The 20,159-nt window shown below is 64.3% G+C and carries 19 protein-coding genes and 1 tRNA gene; 8 read left to right on the top strand and 12 right to left on the bottom strand.

Annotation, left to right across the window (positions count from 1 at the left end; translation table 11 throughout):
- Positions 1-99 precede the first annotated feature (99 nt).
- From AABF56_RS08110 to AABF56_RS08125, 4 genes are all read right to left on the bottom strand, one after another.
- Positions 100-1,023 carry an SRPBCC family protein gene (locus tag AABF56_RS08110; RefSeq protein ID WP_272805540.1) on the bottom strand — a complete coding sequence of 308 codons (924 nt, stop codon included), beginning with the start codon at positions 1,021-1,023 and terminating at the stop codon, positions 100-102.
- Positions 1,020-1,361, bottom strand: a complete 342-nt coding sequence (locus AABF56_RS08115; RefSeq protein ID WP_272805541.1) for an ArsR/SmtB family transcription factor — start codon at positions 1,359-1,361, stop codon at positions 1,020-1,022. Before AABF56_RS08115 ends, AABF56_RS08110 begins: the two co-directional genes overlap by 4 nt.
- Before the next feature lie 137 nt (positions 1,362-1,498).
- On the bottom strand, positions 1,499-4,618 hold the full coding sequence (locus AABF56_RS08120) for a UvrD-helicase domain-containing protein (RefSeq protein ID WP_338341907.1): 3,120 nt from the start codon (positions 4,616-4,618) through the stop codon (positions 1,499-1,501).
- A 176-nt stretch (positions 4,619-4,794) separates the two neighbouring features.
- Positions 4,795-5,655, bottom strand: coding sequence for an endonuclease III domain-containing protein (locus AABF56_RS08125; RefSeq protein WP_272805543.1), 861 nt, complete (start codon positions 5,653-5,655; stop codon positions 4,795-4,797).
- Between the two features lie 233 nt (positions 5,656-5,888).
- Here AABF56_RS08125 and AABF56_RS08130 point away from each other — a divergent pair, with 233 nt between their 5' ends.
- Positions 5,889-6,092, top strand: coding sequence for a cold-shock protein (locus tag AABF56_RS08130; protein WP_244765376.1), 204 nt, complete (start codon positions 5,889-5,891; stop codon positions 6,090-6,092).
- 11 nt (positions 6,093-6,103) lie between these two features.
- Here the strand turns inward: AABF56_RS08130 and AABF56_RS08135 are convergent, their stop codons facing one another.
- From AABF56_RS08135 to AABF56_RS08150, 4 genes are all read right to left on the bottom strand, one after another.
- Positions 6,104-6,478 carry a response regulator gene (locus AABF56_RS08135; RefSeq protein WP_272805544.1) on the bottom strand — a complete coding sequence of 125 codons (375 nt, stop codon included), beginning with the start codon at positions 6,476-6,478 and terminating at the stop codon, positions 6,104-6,106.
- 8 nt (positions 6,479-6,486) lie between these two features.
- Positions 6,487-7,464, bottom strand: coding sequence for an HWE histidine kinase domain-containing protein (locus tag AABF56_RS08140; RefSeq protein WP_272805545.1), 978 nt, complete (start codon positions 7,462-7,464; stop codon positions 6,487-6,489).
- A 70-nt stretch (positions 7,465-7,534) separates the two neighbouring features.
- Positions 7,535-7,747, bottom strand: a complete 213-nt coding sequence (locus AABF56_RS08145) for a hypothetical protein (RefSeq protein WP_244765373.1) — start codon at positions 7,745-7,747, stop codon at positions 7,535-7,537.
- Positions 7,748-8,086: 339 nt separating this feature from the next.
- Positions 8,087-9,052 carry a YihY/virulence factor BrkB family protein gene (locus tag AABF56_RS08150; protein ID WP_272805546.1) on the bottom strand — a complete coding sequence of 322 codons (966 nt, stop codon included), beginning with the start codon at positions 9,050-9,052 and terminating at the stop codon, positions 8,087-8,089.
- Positions 9,053-9,341: 289 nt separating this feature from the next.
- Between AABF56_RS08150 and AABF56_RS08155 the strand changes: the two genes are divergently transcribed.
- On the top strand, positions 9,342-10,427 hold the full coding sequence (locus AABF56_RS08155) for a sensor histidine kinase (protein ID WP_272805547.1): 1,086 nt from the start codon (positions 9,342-9,344) through the stop codon (positions 10,425-10,427).
- Between the two features lie 140 nt (positions 10,428-10,567).
- On the opposite strand, the gene AABF56_RS08160 is transcribed toward AABF56_RS08155, so the two are convergent.
- A complete protein-coding gene (locus AABF56_RS08160) occupies positions 10,568-11,365 on the bottom strand; it encodes a hypothetical protein (RefSeq protein ID WP_272805548.1) in 798 nt (265 codons plus the stop codon).
- Between the two features lie 330 nt (positions 11,366-11,695).
- Between AABF56_RS08160 and katE the strand changes: the two genes are divergently transcribed.
- Positions 11,696-13,813 (top strand): catalase, encoded by a 2,118-nt coding sequence (gene katE, locus AABF56_RS08165; RefSeq protein WP_272805549.1) that lies wholly within the window; start codon positions 11,696-11,698, stop codon positions 13,811-13,813.
- A gap of 188 nt (positions 13,814-14,001) precedes the next feature.
- On the opposite strand, the gene AABF56_RS08170 is transcribed toward katE, so the two are convergent.
- Positions 14,002-14,091: transfer RNA gene (locus AABF56_RS08170), tRNA-Ser, on the bottom strand.
- A gap of 392 nt (positions 14,092-14,483) precedes the next feature.
- Here AABF56_RS08170 and AABF56_RS08175 point away from each other — a divergent pair.
- From AABF56_RS08175 to ybaL, 5 genes are all read left to right on the top strand, one after another.
- Positions 14,484-14,696, top strand: a complete 213-nt coding sequence (locus tag AABF56_RS08175) for a hypothetical protein (RefSeq protein WP_272805550.1) — start codon at positions 14,484-14,486, stop codon at positions 14,694-14,696.
- Positions 14,697-14,887: 191 nt separating this feature from the next.
- Positions 14,888-15,412: a DUF992 domain-containing protein gene (locus AABF56_RS08180; RefSeq protein WP_244765367.1), complete on the top strand. Its 525-nt coding sequence runs from the start codon at positions 14,888-14,890 to the stop codon at positions 15,410-15,412.
- An 82-nt stretch (positions 15,413-15,494) separates the two neighbouring features.
- A complete protein-coding gene (locus AABF56_RS08185) occupies positions 15,495-15,758 on the top strand; it encodes a hypothetical protein (protein WP_272805551.1) in 264 nt (87 codons plus the stop codon).
- 25 nt (positions 15,759-15,783) lie between these two features.
- Positions 15,784-16,131: a hypothetical protein gene (locus AABF56_RS08190; RefSeq protein WP_272805552.1), complete on the top strand. Its 348-nt coding sequence runs from the start codon at positions 15,784-15,786 to the stop codon at positions 16,129-16,131.
- A gap of 74 nt (positions 16,132-16,205) precedes the next feature.
- Positions 16,206-17,990 (top strand): YbaL family putative K(+) efflux transporter, encoded by a 1,785-nt coding sequence (gene ybaL, locus AABF56_RS08195; RefSeq protein ID WP_272805553.1) that lies wholly within the window; start codon positions 16,206-16,208, stop codon positions 17,988-17,990.
- Positions 17,991-18,029: 39 nt separating this feature from the next.
- Here ybaL and AABF56_RS08200 read toward each other — a convergent pair whose 3' ends face one another.
- Positions 18,030-18,737 carry a FadR/GntR family transcriptional regulator gene (locus AABF56_RS08200; RefSeq protein WP_348538647.1) on the bottom strand — a complete coding sequence of 236 codons (708 nt, stop codon included), beginning with the start codon at positions 18,735-18,737 and terminating at the stop codon, positions 18,030-18,032.
- Between the two features lie 302 nt (positions 18,738-19,039).
- A complete protein-coding gene (locus AABF56_RS08205; protein WP_244765362.1) occupies positions 19,040-20,110 on the bottom strand; it encodes a BMP family ABC transporter substrate-binding protein in 1,071 nt (356 codons plus the stop codon).
- Between the last annotated feature and the right edge of the window lie 49 nt (positions 20,111-20,159).

A 20,159-nucleotide genomic window follows, 5' to 3' on the forward strand; every position in this document is an offset into this window, starting at 1 on the left:
TAGCAAAAATCTTCGGTTTGAATGCGCTTGAAGACTGCGCCACAGGCCGAAAACCCCCTTCAAAACGATCCTTGAAACCGGCTGCCGAGCCGCGGCATCTCATCGTGATTTGATAAAGACTTCCAGCTTGCCCAGCGTCTGCAGGCCCAGTTCGACTGCGCCGAAGCCCTTCGCCGCCTGGAACTCGGCTTCCGTGCTGAACACCATGCCCAGCGTCACCCTTGTTCCTTCGCCCTGATCCTCGAACGATGCCCAGGCGTCGGCATGCTTCGGGCCATTCTCGCCCCATAGCAGCGTATAGGCGATCCTCTCCTCGGGTTGAACCGTGGTATAGAGGTGGTGGTTCGGGAAGATCTTGCCATCCGGCGCGATCATGTCGAAGACCCACTCGCCGCCCGCTCTGAGATCAATCCGCTTCGTGCGGCAGGAAAACCCGTCAGGCCCCCACCATTGCGGCAGCGTCTCGGCATTCATCCAGTTGTCCCAGACGATGCTTCGCGGCGCCTGGATCACCCGTTGCAGGACCATGGTTCGCCTGGCCGTCGCGGAGAGATTGTCCAGTCCGGCATTGAAGCCCTGTCGGTAGCCGGCCTCCATGTTTTCGGCAAGCGAGGAAAGCTGCACCGTCACGGTCAGTCGGCTGCCTTCGTCCGTGCCGGAGAAATCCGCCGTCACGAGAGCCGCCGACTGTGTCACGCCGCCGCAGGAGACCGTCTCGTAGTTCACGCTGCGCAGCCCCGGCTGCAATTCGAGCCAACCACACTCGCAACGAATGTCCGGCTGGCCCTCGACCTTGCAAAGCGAGATTTCGCGCCCGCCCACCTGGGTGTCGGCCTCCAGGAACTCCACGGTGACGGAGGGCGTCGGGGCAGACCAGACCGCCCGCGCGGCCGGAGCCGTCCATGCCTGCCACAGCACCGGTAAGGGCACGGCCACGGTCCGCTCGAAGGTCAGCGTCGCAAAGCGGTCGTCCGCAGGATCGGGTGCCGCAGACAGGCGCTCGGGGTTGCGTTTCGATATCATTGCTTGCGCTCCTTGATCGCCCTCGTCGCGAAGGCTTCCAGCCTATCCAGCCGGGCGTCCCATATGGCCCGCTGTTCATCGAGCCATGTGCGAACCGGCTCCAGTGCCGCCGGCACGATGGCGCAGGTGCGTATCCGCCCGTCCTTGGACGTGACGATCAGCCCTGCCTCCTCCAGCACGGAAAGGTGCCGCATCACCGTGGGCAGACGCAGCCCCGTGGGTTCGGACAAATCCGTAACCCCCGCCGGCCCCTCCGCCAGACGTGTCAGGATCGATCGACGGGTCGGATCGGCCAGAGCGTGGAAAAGCAGCGAGAGGTCGGGATCATGCTTAGTCATAATGCTAACTATCATGCGATGCGCCCGGCACGCAAGAGAAACTTCGCCAACTTGCTAAGTATTATCGAGCCGCCGAAGCAGCCGGCACCTTCCCCGGCGAGCGGAAACGGTCTGTGGCGCTGGTCTGGCGCGGGGTTTCAAAAAAGGTTGAGCTGTTGTGACTGCCTGCTTTTTCGTCCGCTGGCACTCTCGCTGACGATCAGGTCCGCGGCGATCTGTCCGAGGAAAGGCGAAGCCGGTAGCGCGCGCACTGCACCGCGCCAGAACCGCTCCCTGGCGCGGGTCAGGAACAGCCTGTCCTTTGCGCGGGTCATCGAGACATAGAACAGCCGCCGCTCCTCGTCCTGCGTCGCCTCCTCATCCGGCGTCGCCGTCCCCCATGAAAACGGCACCAGTCCGGCTTCCATACCCACCACGAACACGACTGGAAACTCCAGACCCTTGGCCGCGTGCATGGTCATGAGCGTGACGCGCGCGGCACGCTCATCGCGGAAATCGGCCTCGGAGGAAAGCGCCACCGCTTCGCCAAGCAGGACGGGATCGCCGGCCACCTGAACCGAGCCGGAGAGCGCGGTGAGCCAGCCTCTCGCCTCCGCGAGCGCGGCGGCGTCGGTCCTCCGCGCCCTGCGGGCGTCTTCCGCCGCCTGCCCGATGCGCGCGGCAAGGTCCTGCCCCTCCGCCCCGTCCAGCCCGTCGAGGATCGCGGCCACGCCGGGATGGCCGGCGATGGGAGCAGGCGAGCTTTTCATGAACGGAATGCCGGCGCGGTCGAAGGCGGTCCGCAGCGCCGCTGCCTGCGCGTCGGTGCGGTAGAGCACGGCGCAATCGGCAAAGCCGAGCGGCCGGCCGGATGACGTCACGCCACCCGCGCGATTGGCCGCGAGCAGGTCATGGCCGCCCAGCAGGCTTTCGATGGTCGCCGCGACGAACTCCGCTTCCGCTGCCTCGTTCGCTGCCGCATGGGCAATGATCGGCTCGCCCATCGGGCGTGTCAGGCCTGACGAAGGCGCACCGATGAAGCCAGACGCCGCTTTCACGATGGTGCCGGTCAAGCGATAGTTGCGTTGAAGCCGAAGGGTTCTGGCTGCCGGGAAGTCCCGGCCGAAACGCGCGAAGCAGGCGGCGTCCGCCCCGCGAAAGCCGTAGATTGCCTGATCGGGATCGCCGATGACGCAGAGATTGCCGTTGTCCCCGGCCAACAGCCGCAGCAGGCGATATTGCTGCTCGTCCACGTCCTGAAACTCGTCGGCGACGATGTGCGGGAAGCGCGTTCGCCACGCGGCCGCGATCTCCGCGTCCTTATCGAGAAGATCGGCCGGCAGGAGAACCAGATCGTCGAAATCGACCCAGCCCTGCGCGCGTCCGATCCGGTCGAGGACGATGCGGGCCTCCGCTTCCTCACCCGCACCCTTCCCGCCGCTGCGCTTGAGCACCGAGACCGCCTTGACGAGGCGGGCGGCGCGCGTATCGCTGACGCCGAGCGCTTCGGCCAGCGCCGCCTTGCGCTCCGCCTCGCGGGCGATGCGGAAGTCCTCCGCGAGACCGGCCCGGCCGGCATGCGCGTGCAGGATCGCCAGGCCCAGCGAATGGAAGCTGTGCACCGCCACGGCATCCGCCTTCCTGCCGAGAAGCCCCGTGAGGCGGGTGCGCAGCTCCTCCGTCGCCTTGCGCGTGAAGGTGACGGCGAGGCACGAGCCGGCCGGCACGCCGCATTCCAGCACCAGATGGGCGATGCGGTGGGTGAGCATGCGCGTCTTGCCGGAGCCAGGCCCGGCGATCACCATCAGCGGTCCGTCGACAACCTCGGCGGCGCGCGCCTGATCGGGGTCGAGCCCGGCCAGGACGCCGCTGCGGCCCGACGGCTGCATCGCCGGCGCGGCTTCAGGAGATGCCGGGGCATCGCCCGATGCCTTGTCTTTCGCTGCCGGTTTTGCCCGGCGCGCGCGGCTGGACAACGGCGCGTCGAACAGCAGCTGGTTTCCGGCAAGACGGTCCAGCTCCCCGTCCTGAAACAGCCGGATGACGCCGTATTCCCCGTCATAACCCGCCTGCCGGATCACCTCTCCGGAGCGCAGGCGCGTCACGGCCTCGCCGAGCAGCGGGTCGACCCTGGCGATATCCTCGGCCGGCATTTCCTCCAGCACGGCAAGCTCCGGCCCGAGCGCGGCAATGGCGCGGTCATAGGTGTGGCTCACGGCTTTCGAGGCGACGCCGCTGCCGACGATCTCCGAGAGGATTTCCGGCAGGGGCACGAGGCTTGCGACCTTTCCCGCCGTCGCAGGAACCGCCGCGCCCTCCTTGCGGTCGGCGAGCGCCTCGACGCGATGCGCCACACCGACGGTGACGGGCCGTCCGCAGACCGGGCATCGGCCGCCGAGCTCGATCGTCTCTTTGGGGTCGAGCCGCACGCCGCAGGCGCGGTGCCCGTCCATGTGATATTTGCCTTCCTCCGGGAAGAACTCGACCGTGCCGACATAGCCGTCGCCGGTTTCGAGCGCGCGACGGATGGCGAAATAGTCCGGCTCGCAGGAAAAGCGCGTCGCCTCGCGGCCGAGCTTGCCGGGCGAATGGGCGTCGGAATTGGAGGTGAGGCGGAAGCGGTCGAGTGAGGAGATGCGCCAGTTCATGGCCGGGTCGGACGAGAGGCCCGTCTCCACCGCGAAGATATGCCCGGCAAGGTCGCTATAACATTCCTCGATGGAATCGAAGCCCGATTGCGAGCCGAGCGCGGCGAACCATGGCGTCCAGATATGGGCGGGGACGAGATAGGAATCCGGTCCGGACTCCAGCGCGATCTCCAGCAGATCGCGCGAATCGAGGCCGAGGATCGGGCGGCCGTCCGAGGCGATGTTGCCGATGCGCGCAAGGCTTGCCGCCAGCCGGTCGGTGGCGTCGAGATCGGCCGCATAGATCAGGTGATGGATCTTCCGGGTCTTGTCGCCCTTCTTGTAGATGGTCGAAATCTCGGTGCAGATCATGAAGGAGACCGGCCGCCGGCAAGCCGGCGGAAGTGTCTCCCACAGCGCCGCCTCGATTTCGGGCCGCAGGCGAAAGAGCCCGTTGCCCTCGGGCACCAGCTTGTCCTTGATCTCGGCGAGCCACACCGGATGCACGCAGTCGCCGGTGCCGACCACCCGCACCCCCTTGCGCGCCGCCCACCAGAACAAGCGCTCAAGATCGAGATCCCGGCTCGTGGCCCGGGAATATTTCGAGTGGATGTGCAGATCGGCAAGGAACGTCATGACAGGCGCACTCATCTTGTGGGGCATACATCCGGCACGGCTTGATAGCACGCGCAGACAAGGCGGATCACGGATAAACGGCACAAATCACAGCATTCGAGCCGATATGTTGTTTGATGCAGCCGACGCGGAAGAAAGTCGCCGATGGGCGGACCCGTATCCTTCGGTTTCCAAGTCCGGATCGCACCGATTCATTCCTTCCAGCCGCCACGCTGTTCCCGCGCAGGTCCTCGCCGATGATCCATATTACGCCCTCTCAAGCCCACCGGCTTTCGGTCAGAGGTTGCGGCCGCCTTGCAGCGCCGGCGGATCGGACAATCGGGGCAGCGGGCACGGCCGTGCCGGCAGATGGTCTGACCAAGACGTTTCATCAGAATGTGAAGCTCGGCCAGTTCGGCCGCGCTCCATCGAGGCGCCGCCGCCATCACCGCGTCATAAGCGGTCCGCGTGTCGGCCGTGTTCCGGACGAAGCCGTATCGGCCCAACACGCGCAAGACGTACATGTCCACGACGAATGCCGGCATGTCCAACGTGCTGAAGTTGAGCGTGGAGGCCGAGACCTTGCGGCCGACGCCGGGCAGGCGCTCCAGCCACGCGAGCGCCTCGGCAACGCTGAGGCGGCCGAGGAAGTCCAGGTCGAAATCCGGATGACAGGCTCCTATGACGCGAAGCGAATCGCCGAGATGCCGCGCCTTGACATCGGGAAAGGCGACGTCGCCGATCAGGGCCTCGACATCGCCGGTCGACGCCGCTGCGAGAGCGGGCCATTCCGGATAGGCCTCCACGAGCCGCTGATAGGCGGCCAGAGAGACTTCGTCCAGCGTGCGGTTGCTGATCGACGACTTCACAAGCTGGCCGATCGGCGTTCGCGCGCAGATCCGGTCGGGGCGACCGAAAAAGAACCTCAGTTGTTCCCGCACCCACGCCATGTCCGCGACGGCGCCAAAATCGAATACCATCTGCATTTTGTTATTATAGGAACAAAAAGGGAACAATACAAGGCTGGACGACCCGTCGAAGAAGATGCGCCCTCCCCTCAGGCTCGTGGTCATCTTGGCTCGCTGAAGGACCGGATCCAGTTTTCCCAGCTCTTCGGGTTCTGCCATGCACGAAAACGGTCGTCTTCATCGTGAAATCCCTTGCTGCAGTCGGGATGAAGAACCCGTGTGCACAACGTTTGTTGCCCTGAAGCCGCGCCGGCGCGGACGAATGGTTGCGGGAACCGCCGACAATCAATAAGGTCTGCCGGCGGCGCCTATGCCGCCCAGTAGTTCACGAGGTCGACATGGCAACCGGTACGGTCAAGTTTTTCAATCAGGACAAGGGCTTTGGTTTCATCACGCCCGACAATGGCGGGCAGGATGTGTTTGTCCATGTCTCCGCCGTGCTGTCGGGTGGACCTTTGAAGGACGGCACGAAGGTCAGTTACGAGATCGGCCAGGACCGCAAGACCGGAAAGTCGAAAGCGGAAGACGTTCGCGCCATCTGATAGGGCAGCGTCTAGAGCAAGCGGCGGATCTCTCCAATCATCCGGGACATGTCGGTCGGCTTGCCGAGATTGGTAACGCCCTGGAAAAAACCGGATTCCGTGAGCTGGCGTCCTTCGGCGGACGCCAGGAGGAAGGGCACGCCTCGCGATCTGAGCAGCGCAGCCACGGCAGTCACCCTGCCGTCCCTCAGGGTGACATCGAGGACCGCGGCGTCCGGCTTCTCGCGATGGAGGAGTTGCAAGGCATCCTCGATGCTTCCGACCGGGCCCAGAACCTCGAAACCGCCGCTCGTGAGTGCTCGCTCGATCTCCATGGCGATGAAGATTTCATCCTCGACGACCAGGATGCGCGCTACGGCTTGATTATGTCCGTCATCGGAAGACATGCGCATCCCTATACCGGCAGTTTGATGTTGGCGATCAAACCGCGGGCATCGAACCTTTGTTCCGCCGATCCCCCGAGATGTTTCGCGGTCGCGGTGATCAACTCCGTGCCGTATCCGCGATGGACAGGCGGTCGAACCGTCGGCCCATGCTCCTCCCGCCACTCGCAGACCAGCATGGTCAGGCCATCGCTCTCTTCGATCCGCCACGACAGCCGGACCCGCCCCTCCGGAACCGAGAGCGCGCCGTATTTCAGCGCGTTCGTCGTCAGCTCGTGGAACATCATGCTGACTGGCAGGACCTTCGACGATGGAAGGGTGGTGGAGGGTCCCGCTTCGATGTGGATACGGTTACCGCCCGTGGCGGTGACCGCAGCGTCGAGAAGCGCGGAGAGATCCGCGCTCGTTTCTCCCGGCGCGATCTCCTGCGCGCGCAAGGCAAGGTCGATACGCCCCAGAAAGGCGTCGCGATACTCCTTCGCCGTGTAGCCCTCCGTCTGCGTCTGCATGGCGAGTGCGCGGATCACCGAAAACAGGTTCTTCATGCGATGGCGGGTTTCGGCAAGAATGATATCGCTCTCCACCCGCTCCCGATTGCTCTCGGTGACGTCCTCGAAGACGACGAGAATGCTGGTGCTGTTGTTGTCGGGATGGACAAGACGCCGGGCATCGACAAGGAATGTGCGCTTTCCGATGGTTTGAAAATTGTGCGTGACCTCATAGCCGACGACCGCTGCTGTCTTCGGAATGATCTCCGCCATCAACGTTCGCAGATCCGCGATATCCCATTCGCCGTTGCCCAGCGAAAACAGGCTGCGACCGAGAATATCGTCCCGGTCCACCTTGAACGCGTCGATGAAGGCGTTGTTGGCGTTGGTGACACAAAAGACCTGGTCGAGCACGACGAGGGGCTGTGTCAGCGTATCGACGATCCCTTGCGCCTGAACGTGACCGGCGCGCAGCAGGCGATATAAATCTTCAAGGATCATCGTTCGCCTTCCTGCGACCGTTTGAGGGGACCGCCGAACGGACGATACGACCGGGCGGAGACGTCGACTGCTACACTTCCATATTCTCCCAGCCGAGCGCGGTCGCGAGGTAGCCGAGGGCAAAGGCAGAACCGATGCCATAGATCACGAGCAAAGCTTCCAGGGGACCGGGCGACGCACCGAATGCGGGCGGTTCGAGTTGCAGAACCGCCACGGCGCTTAGGGCACCGAGTGCAAAGCCGATGCAAAGGCGGCTCAGAATGTAGTGTACGAGCGCTGGCATTGGACGATCTCACGGTTCAAAATAATCAACGACCCCGACCCGGCAATGTTCCGTTCCGTTATGAGCGGTACGCGCTTGCGTAGAAGGCAGGATGGCTGCGCCATCTGCGTGGACGTTCGTTCAGCAGGCGCTGGTAAACCACCGTCGCGCTGAAAGGCTTCCGGATGAATACCGCGCCCTCTGGCAGCTGTGCGGGCTGCGGGAGCGTCCGGCCGGATGCGACAAGTATCCTGACGGACGGCCGACGCTCGGCGACCTCTTCGCCTCCAGGCAAAACCTTTCCTTCACGCATCCGCGCCAGTGGCAGCACGACCGATCGCCCATGCGCGGGTGCGGACGTCACGCGTCCGCACCGATCGTGTCGGCCATGTACGCTCCCCTGCGGCCCATCTCTTCCGGTGGTCCCGTCGTGCTGTCGCGCGCCGTCTGATGTTCGAGCTCGGCGTTCAGTTCCGCGCCGAGGATGACGATGATGACGGAGACCCAGACCCACACCATGAAGCCGATCGACGCGCCGAGCGCGCCGTAGGTCGCGTTGTAGTCCGCGATGTGACCGAGATAGAAAGTGATCGCCAGCGCCGCAGCAAGCCACGCACCGGTGGAGAAGACCGCGCCCCAACTGAGCCAGCGCAGCTTCGCCGGCTCCCGGCTTGGTCCGAGCCGGTAGAGCGACATGATCGCCACCGCGATCAGCGCCAGCAGCAGCGGCCAACGCGCCAGGCGGATGATCAGCTCCGTCCAGCGGCCGAGCCAGAGATAATCCAGCATTGCCGGAACGATCCCCGCCAGGGTGATGATCAGCACGACCAGCACCAGACTGGCGAAGGTGAACGAAAGAGAGGTCAGATTCAGCCGGATGAAACCACGCTTTTCGGTCTCGCCATAGGCGACGTTCATCGCCTCGAACAGCGCCTTCATGCCGGCATTGGCCGACCAGAGCGCAATAGCCAGGCTGCCGAGCAGTGTGACGGAAAGGCTCGCTTGCGGCGCGGATGTGAGGCTGCGCAGCTGGCCGAGGATCAGCTCGAATGCCTGTTCCGGCATCGCCGAACCGAAGAAGGCGAGACGGTCGACGACCGAGGATGGATCGGCGACGAGCCCGTAGAGCGACACGAACACGCTGATGGCGGGAAAGATCGACAGGAGAAGATAGAAGGTGACGCCCGCCGCGATGAGCAGGATGCGATCGGTGGTCAGGCTGTCATAGAGGCGCCACGCCACATCCCGCAGGCCGAGCGCCGGAATCTCGCCCGGCGAGTCCGCGCGCCGGCCCTTCGGATCCGAAGTCGCAGAAAATCCCTCCATGCCTCTCCCTCTCCTTGTCGCCACGCAGCAACAATGCATGGAAGCGAAAGGAGTTCAGCCGGTTTTGCGAAAGACGCCGCGCCAGCCGGTTCGCAACCGGCTGACCACTTGCGTGTTCATTGCAATTGGAGGATCAAAGTTGCAAAGGCCTTGGGAAACACCATGTTATCGAATGTTCGTTACCATCGGAAACGAGGGCTGGAGCACGGATTGGCATCGATCTCCGTGAAAACCGCAAAGGGGCGTCAAATTGCGTGAGTCCGCGCATTTCCTCGATGGCGGGGGAAGGATGGCCGACGCCATCCGGGCATACGACTGGTCTTCCACCGTCCTTGGCGGCCTCGAACGCTGGCCTTCCTCTCTCAAGATCGCCGTCGGCATGATGGTGAATTCGAAGTTTCCCAAATGCATCGTCTGGGGGCCGGACCTCATCACCATCCATAACGACGCGTTCCTTCCCATCCTTGGCGAGAAACCGCCCGCGCTCGGCAGGCCGTTCAGCGAGGTGTGGCATGAGGCTTGGGACGAGATCGGACCGGTCGCGGAGCGGGCGTTCGCTGGCGAGGCGACGTTCATCGAGGACTTCCCGCTCGTGATCAACCGGCATGGCTATCCCGAGAAAGCCCATTTTACCTTTTGCTACAGCCCGATCCGCGACGAGACCGGCGTGGTCCGGGGAATGATCGACACGGTGATCGAGACAACGGCCACGGTCGACGCCCGACGGCAGGCGAACCTGCTCAACGCAGAACTCGAACACCGCATAAAAAACACGCTTGCGGTGGTCGCGGCGATCGTCAGCCAGACATTGCGAGGCGACGATAACGATGCGGAGGCGCGATCGAGCCTGCTGGAGCGCATTCAGGCGATGGCACAGGCACAGTCGTTGCTGACGCGCGCCGGCGCCACGGAGGCCAGTGTGGTCGATGTCGTCTTTCAGGCGATGGCGCCATTCGAGACCACCAACGAACGATTTCACATCGGTGGTCCGCCGATCATGCTGTCGTCCAGGCAGGCGCTGAGCCTCAGCCTGGCGCTGCACGAACTGGCGACGAATGCCGTGAAGTATGGCGCCCTTTCAAACGAAGCGGGAAAAGTTCGCGTCGAATGGACCGCCGGCCGGCCCGAGACTGGTGAGACGTTTGTGTTCCGCTGGGTTGAAGAGGGTGGTCCGGCGGTGCGCTCGCCAGCCCGCAGGGGGTTCGGCTCAAGGATTATCCAAATGGTATTGCCGCACGATTTCGGCGGCAAGGCAGTGCTTTCGCACGATCCCCTCGGCATTCGGTTCGAGTTGCAAACCGAGATGCGGCATATCGGCGGCACCCCGTCCCAGAGCGATCCATCGGTCGCAAGCGGCGGCGCTGGAGACCGCTGACGACGTTCCTTCAAGAACGATGCCCCATTGGGAACCGAGACATGCCCGCGGGCAAGCTTCGGACGACAGAACAACAGGCGCCATGCAGCGCCTGTTGTTCCTTGAGAAAGGTTGCAGAAGCCCTTGGTTACCGGCCGGGCCTAAGCCCGCACGATCAGAGCCGCCTCTTCGTCGTCGCGTTGCCGTCCGCCAAGGGCGGCAGCAGCGGAAGCGACGAAGGCGCCGACCAGCAAGGACAGGGCACCGAGCAACGCCACCGTGGCGGCTGACTTTCGTGCCTCATCAGCGGCCTGAAGGGCTGCGTTCTTCGCGTCCTCAACCTGCTGCAGCACCTGGTCGACACGCACACGGGCCTCTTCCTGGGGAATCCCGGCGCGGGCAGCGACGATGGTCGCGACATAGGCGCGATCAGCTTCCGGAATTTCACCGTTTGCCGCACCCTGCATCAGGATGCGCGACACCTCGGCGGTCGCCGCCGCATCGTCCGACTGCGCTCTGGCCGCCGCATCCTGGGGACGAAGAAGCAGGTCCGTGAAATACCCTGTCGCAAGATCGGGAGTATCATTGCTTCCAGCTGCCGTCGCCGTGGCGCCGACGGCCGCGGTCGTTGCAACCGACGATGCCGCCTGCACACCGCTTCCGACCAGCGAAGTGAAGGCCGAGCCGGCAAGCCCGGCGACGACGACGGTCGCCAGCGCCCAACTCAGGAGCCCATGCGCGGTATCCCGGAAGAACACTTCGTCGGTATGGATGCCTGCCCATTTCGTGCGAAGCCGTCCGGTGAGATAGCCGCCCAGCGCCGAGGACAGCCACTGCACGACGACGAACCAGATGGCGGCCGTCACGCTGACCGTCGTGAACGAGGCGCTCTCTCCCGACCACGGCGAAACCATGGTGAGCCCGACGCCGGAACCGAGAAGAAGGAGAATGAGGCTCATCGCGCATGCCGCTGTCGCGCCGCCGATGACCGGGCCTCATGCCAGTGCAGGAACATTGGATTCGATGCCGACGTCGGAAACGCCCGTCGTGTAATTGGCCATCGCCGCCCCCTATCGCATGAACAGGACGAGCAGGATGACGATCGGCAGGGGAATGCCCAGGAGCCAGAGAAGAATACCGCGACCCATTTGAAATCTCCTTCATGTCGTGAACGCGTCGAGCGCGTGGAAACAACAACTTCCGCTACGATCGGATGTTCCATGCCGCTGCCCCGGAACAAGGCGGGATATTTCAGGTTAGGGGACTGCAACACTTCCCAGGAGATTTCCATGGCCAAGAAAGCGAGCCCCATCACGAAGATGGAAGAGGCTTCCGTGCATGATCAAAAGCTCCGGCGCGGCAACGGTGGCGAACTGCATCAGATTGCCGAAGACGGTCATCCCGTCCTGACGACGGCGCAGGGCGCCCCCGTCGCGGACGACCAGAACACGCTTCGGGTCGGCGCACGCGGCCCCGCCCTCATCGAAGACTTCCACTTTCGCGAAAAGATCTTCCATTTCGACCACGAGCGCATTCCCGAGCGGGTCGTGCATGCCCGCGGCTACGGCGCCCACGGCTATTTCGAGACCTATGAGTCCCTCGCGGCCTATACACGTGCCGACCTCTTCCAGCGCGCCGGCGAGAAGACGCCCGCCTTCGTGCGCTTCTCCACCGTCGCCGGCAGCAAGGGATCATTCGACCTTGCCCGTGACGTGCGCGGTTTTGCCGTGAAGATCTATACGAAGGAGGGTAACTGGGACCTCGTCGGCAACAACATCCCGGTTTTCTTCATTCAGGATGCGATCAAGTTCCCCGACATCATCCATGCCGTGAAACCCGAGCCCGACCGCGGCTTTCCGCAGGCCCAGTCCGCGCATGACAATTTCTGGGACTTCATCAGCCTGACGCCCGAAAGCATGCACATGATCATGTGGGTCATGTCGGACCGGGCCATTCCCCGCTCCTTCCGTTTCATGGAAGGGTTCGGCGTGCACACGTTCCGCTTCGTCAACGCCAAGGACGAGTCGACCTTCGTGAAGTTCCACTGGAAGCCGAAGCTCGGCCTCCAGTCCGTCGCCTGGAACGAGGCGGTGAAGATCAACGGCGCTGACCCCGACTTCCATCGGCGCGATCTCTGGCAGGCCATCCAGTCCGGCAACTTCCCGGAATGGGAATTGCAGGTCCAGCTTTTCGATCAGGATTTCGCCGACAGCTTCGATTTCGACGTGCTCGACCCGACCAAGCTCATTCCGGAAGAGGTCCTTCCGCCGAAACCCGTCGGCCGTCTCGTTCTCGACCGCATGCCCGACAACTTCTTCGCCGAAACCGAGCAGGTCGCCTTCATGACGCAGAACGTGCCGCCCGGCATCGACTTCAGCAACGATCCGCTGCTCCAGGGCCGCAACTTCTCCTATCTCGACACGCAGCTGAAGCGGCTCGGCAGCACGAATTTCACCCATCTGCCGATCAATGCGCCGAAGTGTCCCTTCGCGCATTTCCAGCAGGACGGGCACATGGCGATGCGCAATCCTGTCGGCCGGGTGAATTATCAGCCGAACTCCTTTGGCGAAGGGCCGCGCGAATCTCCCCGCGCCGGATACCGGCATTTCAACGCGCAGGAGAGCGGTGAGAAAGTGCGCCTGCGGCCGGAGAGCTTTGCCGATCACTACAGTCAGGCGCGCCAGTTCTACATCAGCCAGACGCCGCCCGAACAGCGGCACATCGCCATGGCGCTGACCTTCGAGCTGAGCAAGGTCGAAACGCCTGTTATCCGCGAGCGCGTGGTCTCCCATCTCCTGAACATCGACGAGACGCTGGCGAACAAGGTCGCGGTCGCCCTCGGCATCGACGCCCTGCCGAAGCCGGCCGCGGCGGCGGTCGAGACGCGCCAGGACCTGGAGCCCTCTCCCGCCCTCAGCATCATCCAGCGCGGACCTCAGCGCTTCGAGGGTCGCAAGCTCGGCGTGCTCGTCACCGATGGCGCGGACAGCACGCTTTTCCAGGCTCTCAAGGCGGGCATCGAGAAAGAGAAGGCGGTGATCGAAGTGATCGCCCCGAAGGTCGGCGGCGTTACATTGTCCGATGGCAAGCCGCTGGCCGCTCAGCAAATGATCGATGGCGGTCCCTCCGTGCTCTACGACGCGGTGGTCGTGCTGGCATCGGAGGAAGGCGCAGGCGATCTCCTCAAGGAGGCGGCAGCACGCGATTTCGTTGCGGACGCCTTCGCCCATTGCAAGTTCATCGGCTACACCAAGGCCGCCTTTCCGCTCCTTGAAATGGCCGGCGCTGCCGACTTGCCGGATGAAGGAACTGTCGAGATCGATGGTGCCGATGCCGTCGCCGGCTTCCTGAAAGGTCTCGGCGCGCTGCGCGTCTGGGCAAGAGAGCCTTCGGTCAAGCTTCCCTGAAAGCGAAGGAAGCCCCGGTTTTGCCGGGGCTTCTCTCATCTGCTGGCAGCGGCGACAAACGTAGCCGCGCGATCGTCTGTCCTATGCCTTTGCGCTAGTGTCCGTGGCCGCTGCGATGGAAATAACCGACGGTCGCATGAGAAGGGCAGCATAGAAAATCAAAAATTCTCAATGAAAACAAAGCGCCTTGGCGGAAGAGGTGGGATTCGAACCCACGGTAGGCTTTCACCTACGCCGGTTTTCAAGACCGGTTCCTTAAACCACTCGGACACTCTTCCATCTGAAACGGCGATGCCCTTCCGGTGTCGGAAAAGCTGCGAAAGCCGGTTTTCAGCCGGTTCGCCACCCCTGCAGGCGATGCCGGCTTTTTAGCAGCTTTGGACGCATCGTCAACGTGCGAGCATGCGGTCGGAAAAAGACTTCGTCACGGCACCTTGTTTTGAACACAATGCCTGCCTATATACCCCTCATCGGCATTGCTGATGAGCGCTGGAAAGCTTCTGCCGCTCGCAATTGCCGCCATCACCTGATGCCTTTGACCACGGATGTACTGGCACTGGTGAAAAGGGTGATGATGAGGAAGGTCGGTGCGTTTTCGCCCCGGCCTTTTTTGTTGCCGGAACAATACCCGGCGGGAGAGGTTTCGTTCCGACACCAGAGGAGACTGGCCATGGAACAGACACCCACCGCAAGGCTGGCAGCCGAATATCTGCGCCTCGGCGGCGGCCGGCGCGCAAAGATCGACGACAACCTCGTCGGCACGCGTCAGTGGACACACGATACGCCGGCAGCCGAAGCGTTCTGGAACGAACATATCGCCCCGCTGGACGAAAGGCGCCGCGACGAGGTGATCACCCACCTGCCGACGATCAATCGCGTATAGATCGCCTGCATCCCTCCTGCCTGTGATCGAAAAGCCGCGCCCGGCGCGCACCGTGCGGGCCGGCCGGCGCAATGTGTTATCAAACCGTTACCTGCCCACACTCCGCCACGATCTTCTCCATGAGATGGCCTGCGGCCGGGAACCAATGCACCGGATTCGCCATTATCGTGCCAGTTAGAAGGAGTGCACAGATGAACAAGAAGCTTGGAACTGTCCTTGCGCTGGGCCTTGCGCAGGCTTTTGCAACGACCGCTGGCGCGGCAGACATGGTTATCCGCGAGGAGGCGCCGGCCTATGTCGAGCGCGGCGATCGCGATGGCGTGAAGATCGGCATGCTGACCTGCGATGTCGGCGGCGGCGTCGGCTATGTGCTCGGCTCGGCCAAGAGCGTCGATTGCGTCTTCTCCTCCACGCGCGGCGAGCAGGATGCCTATAGCGGCGTCATCCGCAAGATGGGCGTCGATGTCGGCTTCACCACGCAGGGCCGCATCGTCTGGGCGGTCTTCGCACCGACGGCCGGCTACCATCAGGGCTCGCTCGGCGGCCTCTACCAGGGCGCGACGGCGGAGGCGACGCTCGGCTTCGGCGTCGGCACCAATGTGCTCGTCGGCGGCACCTCCGGCTCGATCCACCTGCAGACGGTCAGCGTCAGCGGCCAGATCGGCCTGAACCTTGCAGCCACCGGCACGTCAGTGACCCTCACGCCGCAAGGCTGATCCGGGAAACGGGCGGCTTCGGCCGCCCTTTTCTTTTGCCCCGTTCCGGCCTTCTGCTAGAATTGCACGGGAGGAGTCTTCCATGATCCGCATCGCCCTCGCCTCTTTCACAGCGCTCTTCCTTGCCGCCTGCACGACCGGCACGCCGCGGGCCGTCGAACCCATTCCCGGCAGCATCACCTATGGCGGCCAGCCGCGCACGAAACTCACCAAGGCGCCGATCGGCAGCACGTTCGAACACACGTTCATCGACCGGTATGGCCGCCCCGTGGTGGAGACCTACCGCATCCAGCCGGATCGCTCGCTCCTCCTCATCCACCGCTACACGCGAATCGAGTATTTCTGAGGTGACGCAGGCCATGGAGACGACAATGCTGGAAAGCACCGATATCGAACTGGAAGACGAACGGCTGAGGCAACTCGACATCCTGGCGCAGGAGCGCGCCATGACGCCGGCGGAGCTTCTGTCGCACTATTCGTCCGACTCCTTCGGCTTCCATGAGGCGGTGCATACCGCGTCCATCGTGCTCGACCTCGTCGACGACCAGCTTCTCCATCACCCCGCCATCGCCGGCAATGACGAATGGTTCCGCCTCGCCGCCCGCGCGAGCGAGGCCCTGTTCAACCTCTACCAGTCGATGGGGGCGGCCCAGCTTGCCACCCGCGCGGCGGACGAGGGCAAGCGGCCGGAAGAGCTGAACGCCAGCAACGACGATTGACAGTTTTCCCGCCTTGCGCGACGGGGCCGGCTACCCTATCCTCTTGAATTCCCATGGATTAAGGATGGACGCGCTTGCCCCATGCGACGCCGCTGATCGCAACCCTCGTTGCCGGTATCTCCCTCGCCTTCCTGGCGGGCCTGGTCGCACATCGTTTCCGTCTGCCGCCGATCGCCGGCTATCTCCTCGCCGGCGTGTTCATCGGCCCCTTCACCCCCGGATTCGTCGCCGACCAGAAACTGGCGAACGAACTGGCGGAAATCGGCGTCATCCTGCTGATGTTCGGCGTGGGCCTGCATTTCTCGCTGAAGGACCTCCTGTCGGTGCGGGCGATCGCCATACCGGGCGCCATCGGCCAGATCGCCGTTGCGACCGTGTTCGGCCTGCTGGTCGCGCTGGCCATGGGGTGGTCTGCCGGCAGCGGCTTCGTCTTCGGCCTGTCGCTCTCCGTCGCCAGCACCGTGGTGCTGCTGCGCGCCCTGCAGGAGCGCCGCATGGTGGAGACGGAAAGGGGCCGGATCGCGGTCGGCTGGCTGATCGTCGAGGATCTCGTCATGGTGCTCACCCTCGTGCTGTTGCCGCCGCTCGCCGGCGTGCTGGGCGGCACGGCGCAGACGGCCGATGTCGACCCGGACTTGACGCGGGCGCTCGGCATCGGCGCGGTCTGGACCGCGGTGGGCGTGACGGCGCTGAAGGTCTCGGCCTTCATCGCGCTGATGCTCGTCGTCGGCCGCAAGGTCATTCCGATGATCCTTCATTACGTGGCGCATACGGGCTCGCGCGAGCTGTTCCGCCTGTCCGTGCTCGCCATCGCGCTCGGCGTCGCCTACGGCTCGGCCAAGCTGTTCGGCGTGTCCTTCGCGCTCGGCGCCTTCTTTGCCGGCATGGTGCTGGCCGAATCGCAGCTCAGCCAGCAGGCGGCGCGCGAGACGCTGCCGCTGCGCGATGCCTTCGCGGTGCTCTTCTTCGTCTCCGTCGGCATGCTGTTCAACCCGGTCAACCTGATCGAGCGGCCGCTGGCGATCCTCGCGACCTTCGTCACCATCGTCTTCATCAAGTCGGCCGCCGCCTATCTCATCGTCAAGGCCTTCGGCTATCCGCGCACCATCGCGCTGGCCATTGCCGCAAGCCTCGCGCAGATCGGCGAATTCTCCTTCATCCTCGTCGTGCTCGGGGTCGGCCTCGATCTCCTGCCGGCGGTGGCGCAGGATCTCGTCGTGGCGGGCGCGCTGTTCTCGATCCTGGTCAATCCGCTGCTCTTCATGGCGGTCGATCACTACGGCGCCAAGCTCGATGCCGCAGAAACACAGGAACCGGAGGGCAGCCCCGATGCGGCGCCCCAGCCGGAGGATCCCGCCGAGGACGGGCCGGAGCCGACGACACTCACCGACCATGCGATCGTCGTCGGCTACGGCCGGGTCGGCAGACGCATCGTCGAGCGGCTGCGCGCCGCCGGCATGCCGGTGCTGGTCATCGAGGAGCGGGCCGGGGTGGCCGCCGCCCTGCGGGAAAGCGGCGCCGAGGCGATCGGCGAACCGGCGGGCGGGCGCGGCGTGCTGGCGCAGGCAAACATCACCGGCGCGCGCTGGTTCGTGACGGCCATACCGGATGCCTTTGCGGCCGGCACGCTGATCGAGCAGGCGCGCTCGGCCAATGGCGCGATCCGCATCGTGGCGCGCGCGACGTCCGAGGCCGAGGCCGAGCACCTTCGCCAGTTCGGCGCCAACCACATCGTCATCGCCAAGGAGGAGGTCGCCGCGGCCATGGCCGACCGGCTGCTCGCCGGGGAGGCGCGCAAGGCGCCGGACGAGGACGGCGCGCAAGGCGAGCTCAACCTCGCCACGCCATCGCCGATCTGACGGGCGCACGCCTTCACGAAGCACCCTGCTGGAACGGCGCTATTTCCCCTCGCGCAGCGCCTGCACGACGCGCTCGCGCCCGACCTTGATGACATTCTCCATCGCCCGGCGCGCGCCGTCCTCGTCCCGCTTGTCGATCTCCTCGACGATGCGGATGTGGCTCGTCGAGACATCGCCGATCTTGCCGCGGTCGGCGGCCGGGGACGAGAGCTTGAAGGCGCCCACGAGGCCCGCCTCGATGAGGCTGCCCAGCGTGCGCAGGAAGGGATTGCGGGAGGCCTCGAGCACGGAGAGATGGAACTTCAGATCGGCCATGGCCAGCGTCTCCGCCGTGTGCTCCGGATCGCCCATGGCGACGGCAAGGCGCATCATCTGGCTGATATCGGCCTCCGTCGCATGACGCGCCGCCAGCGCCGCCGCCTGCGGCTCGAAGGCAAGGCGCACCTCGGACAGGTGCAGCAGGAAATCCTCGTTGACGCCGACGGCGAAGTACCAGGTGAGGATATCGCTGTCGAAGAGGTTCCACTGGGTGTTCGGCGTCACGCGCGTGCCGATGCGCGCGCGCGGCACGACAAGGCCCTTGGCGGCGAGCGTCTTCATCGCCTCGCGCAGCACCGTGCGGGAGACCTTGAAGCGGGCGGCAAGCTCGGCGTCGCCCGGCAAGGTGGCGCCGACGGGATACTCGCCCGCGATGATCGCCCTTCCCAGCTCGTTGACGACCTGCGCGTGGCTGGTACGCGTGTTCATCCCGCTGATGACGGTTTCAAGCAAACCCCTGCGCAACGACGTCCCCTCCTCCGCCAAGGACCACCCATTCTGGTCCAAAGCCATCCGGCAGGTATAGAGCGCGCCGCCGATTCCGCAAAGGCCGATCGTGTCATCACGTCTTCACAAACGAAAAGGCGCCCCTTGCGGGGCGCCTTTCGTGCCGTCATGGGCCGGAGGGTCTCCGTTTTTCTCCGAATAGCGAAAACGCTCCCACCTTTCGTCTTGCCGCAATTGCGAACGCAAAACCGCTGCGCGCTTTTGCCGGAATTGCTCTTGCCGGCTTACTTCGGCAGCTGGTCGTCGACGCCGGCGATGTAGAAGTTCATGCCGAGCAGCGTGCCGTCGTCGGAAACGGCGCCGTCCGCCAGCCAGTCCGAACCGTCCTGCTTCTTGATCGGGCCGGTGAAGGGGTGCAGCTCGCCGGAGCGGATCTTGGCTTCCGCCTCTTCCGCCAGCTTCTTCACGTCGTCGGGCATGTTGGTGTAGGGCGCCATGGTGAGGATGCCGTCCTTGAGGCCGTCCCAGACCTGCTCCGACTTCCAGGTGCCGTCAAGAACCGCCTGGGTGCGCTTGATGTAGTAGGCGCCCCAGGTGTCGACGATGGCGGTGAGTTGGGTGTTCGGGCCGGCGGCGATCATGTCGGAGGCCTGGCCGAAGGCCTTGATGCCGCGCTCGGAGGCGACCTGCATCGGCGCGGTCGTGTCCGTGTGCTGCGTCAGGATGTCGACGCCCTGGTCGATCAGCGCCTTGGCGGCGTCGGCTTCCTTGCCCGGGTCGAACCAGGTGTTGGCCCAGATGACCTTGACCTTGAAGTCCGGGTTGATCGACTGCGCGCCGTGCACGAAGGAATTGATGCCCATCACCACTTCCGGGATCGGGAAGGAGGCGATGTAGCCGGCGACGCCCTTTTCCGAGATCTTCGCGGCGATCAGGCCCTGGATGTAGCGGCCTTCATAGAAGCGCGCATTGTAGGTGGCGACGTTTTCGGCCGACTTGAAGCCGGTCGCATGCTCGAACTTCACGTCCGGGAACTTTGCGGCGACCTTGACCGTGGCGTCCATGAAGCCGAACGAGGTGGTGAAGACCAGCGCGCAGCCGGAACGGGCCATGCGCTCGATCGCACGCTCGGCGTCCGGGCCTTCCGGCACGTTTTCGAGGAAGGGCGTTTCGATCTTGTCGCCGAAATGGTCCTGGAGCGCCTGGCGGCCGATATCGTGCGCCTGGGTCCAGCCGCCATCGGTCTTGGAGCCGACATAGATGAAGCAGATCTTCGTCTTGTCCTGGGCGCTGGCGGCAGCGGCAAAGCCGAGGACGGCTGCCGAGGTTGCGAGAGCGAGAATGATTTTCTTCATTTTATCCTCTGTAGGTTATCAGGAGTGGTTTTCCCGTCTTCTTGTTCTT

The organism is Shinella sp. WSC3-e, from assembly GCF_945994535.1.
In the GTDB taxonomy this organism is placed as follows: domain Bacteria; phylum Pseudomonadota; class Alphaproteobacteria; order Rhizobiales; family Rhizobiaceae; genus Shinella; species Shinella yambaruensis.